This window comes from Actinomycetota bacterium (assembly GCA_018830725.1).
Classification (GTDB): Bacteria; Actinomycetota; Humimicrobiia; order JAHJRV01; family JAHJRV01; genus JAHJRV01.
Genome location: JAHJRV010000101.1, coordinates 1 through 5,552 on the forward strand (window position 1 = coordinate 1; position 5,552 = coordinate 5,552).

Annotated in this window: 4 protein-coding genes; all 4 read left to right on the plus strand. The window is 31.7% G+C overall.

Annotated elements, in window-relative coordinates; all coding sequences use genetic code 11:
- Positions 1–1,038 (plus strand): FAD-dependent oxidoreductase (locus KKC53_05005; GenBank protein MBU2598518.1); only part of this gene is annotated, 1,038 nt, incomplete at its 5' end.
- 1 nt (position 1,039) lies between these two features.
- On the plus strand, positions 1,040–1,504 hold the full coding sequence (nuoE, locus tag KKC53_05010; protein MBU2598519.1) for an NADH-quinone oxidoreductase subunit NuoE: 465 nt from the start codon (positions 1,040–1,042) through the stop codon (positions 1,502–1,504).
- Between the two features lie 276 nt (positions 1,505–1,780).
- Positions 1,781–3,373: an NADH-quinone oxidoreductase subunit NuoF gene (gene nuoF, locus KKC53_05015; GenBank protein ID MBU2598520.1), complete on the plus strand. Its 1,593-nt coding sequence runs from the start codon at positions 1,781–1,783 to the stop codon at positions 3,371–3,373.
- A 172-nt stretch (positions 3,374–3,545) separates the two neighbouring features.
- Positions 3,546–5,282 (plus strand): molybdopterin-dependent oxidoreductase, encoded by a 1,737-nt coding sequence (locus KKC53_05020; protein MBU2598521.1) that lies wholly within the window; start codon positions 3,546–3,548, stop codon positions 5,280–5,282.
- The last annotated feature ends 270 nt before the right edge of the window (positions 5,283–5,552 follow it).

The window sequence follows — 5,552 nt, forward strand, 5'->3', positions numbered from 1 at the left end:
GGAATGATGATGGTTGGAATACCTGATTATCGACTACCAAAAGATATAATAAATTTTGAAGTAGATGCAATAAGAAGATTAGGTGTTAAGATAAAATTAAATTCACCCATAGGTAATGAACTGACCTTAAATAATCTATTCAAACAAGGTTATTCAGCAATAATATTAGCTGTAGGTGCTCAAAAAAGTATGAAACTTAGAATACCAGGAGAGAAACTAAAAGGTGTATTATTTGGGATAGATTTTTTAAAAGATGTTAATTTAGGGAAAAACATTAATTTTAAGAATAAGAAGATAGCAGTAATTGGTGGTGGAAATGTAGCTATCGACTCATCCAGGAATGCTTTAAGATTAGGGGCAAAAGATGTACAAATCCTATATAGAAGAACAAAAATGGATATGCCAGCTCATAAAGATGAAATAGAAGAAGCAGAAAAAGAAGGGATAAAGATGACCTTTTTAACAACGCCAGTTGGAATTTTAGGGAATAATGGAAAGGTAAGCGGTATAGAATGTATAAATATGAGACTGGGTGAATTTGATATAAGTGGAAGAAAAAGACCGATACCTGTTGTTGAAAGTGAATTTAAAATAGACATTGATGTGGTTATTACCGCGATAGGACAGGCATTAGATACATCATTACTTACAAAAGACACAGGAATAAAAACCTCAAAGGGTGGATTTTTTAAGGCTGATTCTAAAACTATGAAAACTAATATTGAAGGTATCTTTGTAGCTGGAGATGCTGTAAACGGACCAGCAACTGTAATTGAAGCAATAGCATCTGGCGAGATAGCTGCTTTAGGAGTAGATAATTATCTAAGGAGAGGAATGGCAAAGGAGAAACAAAAAGAAACAATAAATATAGAAAGAACTTTTGAATTAAAAGAAGGTGAAATTCCAAGAATTAAAATATCAGTTTTAGAATTAAAAGAGAGATTGAGTAATTTTAATGAGGTTGAATTAGGAATATCAAAAAAGAATGCTATATTTGAAGCAAAAAGGTGTTTACGATGTGATTTAGAGGAGGAATAGCATGGAAATAAAAATGAATTTTAAAAAAGCTAATGAAATTATAGAAAAACATGGGAAAAATCCTGAAAAATTAATAGAAGTATTAAGTGAATTAAATAGTGAGTATGGATATCTACCAAAACATGTTTTAAAAGAGGTTTCAAAATTCTTTGATTTACCTTTAAGTAGAATCTATGGTACTACTTCTTTTTACACAATGCTTGCAACTGAACCTTTAGGTGAAAATGTAGTAAGGTTCTGCGAAAATGCACCTTGTCATGTTGTCGAAGCACCAGAGGTTTTGGAATCAATTGAAAAAGAATTAGGAATAAAGATAGGTGAAACAACAAAAGATAAAAAATTTACACTTTTAACAACGAGCTGTATTGGTATATGCGGAGTAGGACCAGTAATGGTAATAAATAACGATGTTTATGGAAATTTAAAACCCAAGGATATTCCCAGAATTTTAGCAAATTATAAATAAATTTTAAATTAAAAATTAAATAATAAGATAAAATTAAAAATAAAAAAGCTTTTGGCATATTCTCTAGACTAAAACGTAGGGCAAGGCTTTAGCCTTGCTTTAAAAGCAACCCTAAAGGGTTGCCCTACATCTATATCCTCTCCCCTTGTGGGAGAGGAAATGGAGAGGGGGAAATTAAAATGTCTTCGAAACCATGCCACAAAGCATTTAATAGAAATTAAATTTAGAAAAAATATTAATAATCTGAAAAATATTCTATTTTAGGAGGTAAATCATATGGCTCTTTATCGTGCTCATGTAATAGTATCTGTTGATAGTTTTAGTATTCTAAAAGGGGCAATGGAAGTAAAAGATGCACTGATTGATAAGCTTAAAAAATACAAATTGGATCAAGAGGTAAAGGTGTTGGAGATGAGTACTTTGGGTCAAATTAAAGATGTTCCAGTCATATTAATATATCCTGAAAAGGTAGTATATGCCCCTGTTAAGGTTGAAGACATTGATGAGATAGTAGAGGAACACCTTCTTAAAGGAAGAGTAGTAAAAAGATTAATTAAGGAATTACCCTGGCTCCCAAAAAAACCTGAGCTAGAAGAAGCAAGGATTGTACTTTCCAACGCTGGTCTTATAGATCCAGAATTGATAGAGGAATATATTGCCAATGATGGTTATGTAGCCTTAGGTAAAGTAGTTAAAGAAATGAAACCCGATGAGGTACTTGAAGTTATTAAGAATTCTAATTTGCTTGGAAGGGGAGGAGCTGCATTTCCAACAGGTCTTAAGTGGGAGTTTACTAAAAAAGCAAAAGGTGAACCCAAATATATAATCGCAAATGCTGATGAGTCTGAACCAGGAACATTTAAAGATAGATTGATTCTTGAAGGTGACCCTCACAGAATAATAGAAGCAATGGTTATTGCGGGATATGCGGTGGGTTCCCATATAGGTTATATATATATTAGAGGAGAGTATGATCTTGTAATAGAGAGAATAAAAAATGCTATAAATCAAGCTCATAATATGGGATTTTTAGGAAAAAATATTTTTGGTTCTGATTTTAATTTTGAAATTGAAGTCCATAAAGGTGCGGGTGCCTATATCTGTGGAGAGGAAACAGCTTTAATTGAATCAATTGAGGGGAAAAGAGGTGAACCTAGAACAAGACCTCCTTATCCTCCTACACATGGCTTATGGGGAAAACCAACCGTAGTAAATAATATAGAAACACTAGCAAATATTCCCCCAATAATAAAAAATGGTCCAGATTGGTTTAAGAGATTTGGAACAGAAAGATGTCCTGGAACAAAAGTATATACAATTTTGGGTAATATTAATAATAAAGGATTAATAGAAGTTCCAATGGGGATAAGTCTTAGAGATGTAATAAATATCTATGGTGATGGAATTCCAGGGGATAAGAAGTTTAAGTTAGCTCAAACCGGTGGAACATCAGGTTCAATTATTCCTGAATCTATGTTAGATGTACCTATGGATTATGCTTGCATGATAGAAGCAGGAGCAGCTTTAGGTTCAGGAGCATTACTTATTTGTGATGAAACAAACTGTACGGTTGATTTATTAAAACCATTAGCACACTTCTTTAATCATGAGTCTTGTGGGAAATGTGTACCATGTAGAGTAGGAACAACAAAGATATATAAAATTATAGAAAGAATTTCGAGAGGCGGTGGTTTAAGTACAGATATTTCTATGTTGGAGGATATAAGTAAAACTATGGCTACAACTTCACTTTGTGGATTAGGACAAGCAGCAGCAGTTCCTATTTTAAGCGCAATAAAATATTTCAGGGGAGAAATTGAGACTCATATATTTGATAAGAAATGCCCCTTGGGTGTATGTGAGATTTGAGGAAATCAAAATAAATAATGGGATTTTTTTTAGGTCATAATATATGATTATGATTTATTCAAAAATTTAATGTTTTAATATTTAATTGTTAATACTCAACTATTATATAAAAATTAATTTTAATTTATAAGATATTCATTATTTAAATATTTGGTTAAGGAGGTAGAGCAACTTGGTAGAAATTACACTTACTATAAACGGGAAGGAAGTAAAAGGGGAAACTGCTGATACAATTTTAGATGTCTGTGAAAAAAATGGAATTGCTGTTCCAACTTTGTGTCATTTCAAAGGTCTTACAGATGTAGCAGCTTGTAGAATGTGTATAGTAGAAATAGGTGAAGAAAGAGTAGCAATAAATACAGCTTGTACTACACAAGCTGGAGAAGGGATGGTTGTAAAAACAGATACTGAAAAATTAAATAATCTTAGGAAGATTAATTTAGAATTACTTTTAGCTGAAAGAAATCATTTTTGTATGTTTTGTGAGATGAGTGGTGATTGTGAGCTACAAGATCTTGCTTATCAATTTAAAATAGATTATATAAGATACCCTCTCCTATTCCCCAAACTTCCAATTGATGCATCTCATAAATACATTGTAATTGATCACAATAGATGTATTTTATGTGGAAGATGTGTTCGTGTATGTGATGAACTAGAAGGTAACCACACCTTAGATTTCAGAGAAAGAGGCTGGCAAAAAATGGTAAACATTGATTTGAATTCAATTCTTAATGAATCAACTTGTACCTCCTGTGGTAGTTGTGTCCAAGTTTGTCCAACAGGAGCAATATTTGATAGAAAAAGTCCTTATATTGGTAGATCTGAAGATTGTGAATTTACAAAAACTGTTTGCTCACAGTGTAGTATCGGTTGTGGAATAGAAGTAGTTACAAGAGCAAATCATATTCTAAGAATAAATGGTGAGTATGATTCAAATATAAACAATGGTATATTATGTGACATGGGAAGATTTGAACCACTATATGAAGAGAGAAAGAGATATTTAAAACCAATGGTAAGAGTGAATGGTGAATTAAAAGAATCGAATTGGGAGGAAGCAATAGATATAATAGCTAACAGATTAGTTGGAATTGATGGCGAAGATATATTAGGTTTAGTTTCAGCAATAGCTACAACAGAAACCATTATTATATTCAAGAAACTAATAAATAATGTATTTAATAGTGAAAATATAGGAATGTTACATGGACCTGTCTCAACCTTAAAATGTGAGGGGTCATTAAATGAAATTTTAAAGTCAGACCTGATAATAGTAATTGGAGCAGATTTTACAAGGGATAGTAAAGTAGTTAGATCGTTGGTAAAAAGAGCAGTTATAAAAGGTTCAAATCTAATCTTAGTTGATACGGAAGGGGAAAATGTACAATCTTATGCAAAATTAATATATAGTGAGAAAGATCTTGACAAGATTGATGAAGAAATTAGTAGAGCTGAAGAAACTAGTATAATTTTTGGATATAACATAGGTACAAATATAGAGAGTTGGATTTCAAAGTATACCAGGAAGACGAACTTAATAAGTTTATTGCCAGGTTCAAATAGCTATGGTGCATATAGTTTAGGAATAAAGCGAGATTTTGAACCGATAAAGGCTAAATATCTATATATATTTACAACGGATGAAAATGACAGATCTCTTAGCAAGATATCAAACAAGTTAGATGAATCAGAATTCATAATTCTTCAAACAAGTTATGAAAATATTATAAGCCAAAAAGCAGATGTAATTATTCCTTCGTTGACTTGGGCTGAAAGGTCGGGAAGTTATACCAATTTGGAGGGTAAAAAACAAAATATAAATAGATCAATTACCCCACCACCAGAGATTAAAGAGGATAGAGAGGTAATGATAAATTTAGCAGAGAAATTAGGCATGTCTCTTTAAATTAATTTATTCGATAAAACTATATAATAAGAATTTTGATTTTTATATATATTTAAAAACTTTAAATATATAACTCTAAACCAAGCTTAAAAGGGAGGTAATATGGCTAAAGTAAAAGTTGCTACTGAATGGTTAGAGAGTTGTGCTGGTTGTCACATGTCTTTACTTGATATTGATGAAAGGATATTAGAATTACTTAAATATGTTGAGATAACATCCAGTCCATTAACTGATTTAAAACATCCACCAGAGGAAGGAGTTGATGTTGGA

Bases quoted from the DNA above. Each gene is read 5' to 3' on its own strand.
- nuoE (MBU2598519.1), top strand. From the start codon at position 1,040: ATGGAAATAAAAATGAATTTTAAAAAAGCTAATGAAATTATAGAAAAA.
- nuoF (MBU2598520.1), top strand. From the start codon at position 1,781: ATGGCTCTTTATCGTGCTCATGTAATAGTATCTGTTGATAGTTTTAGT.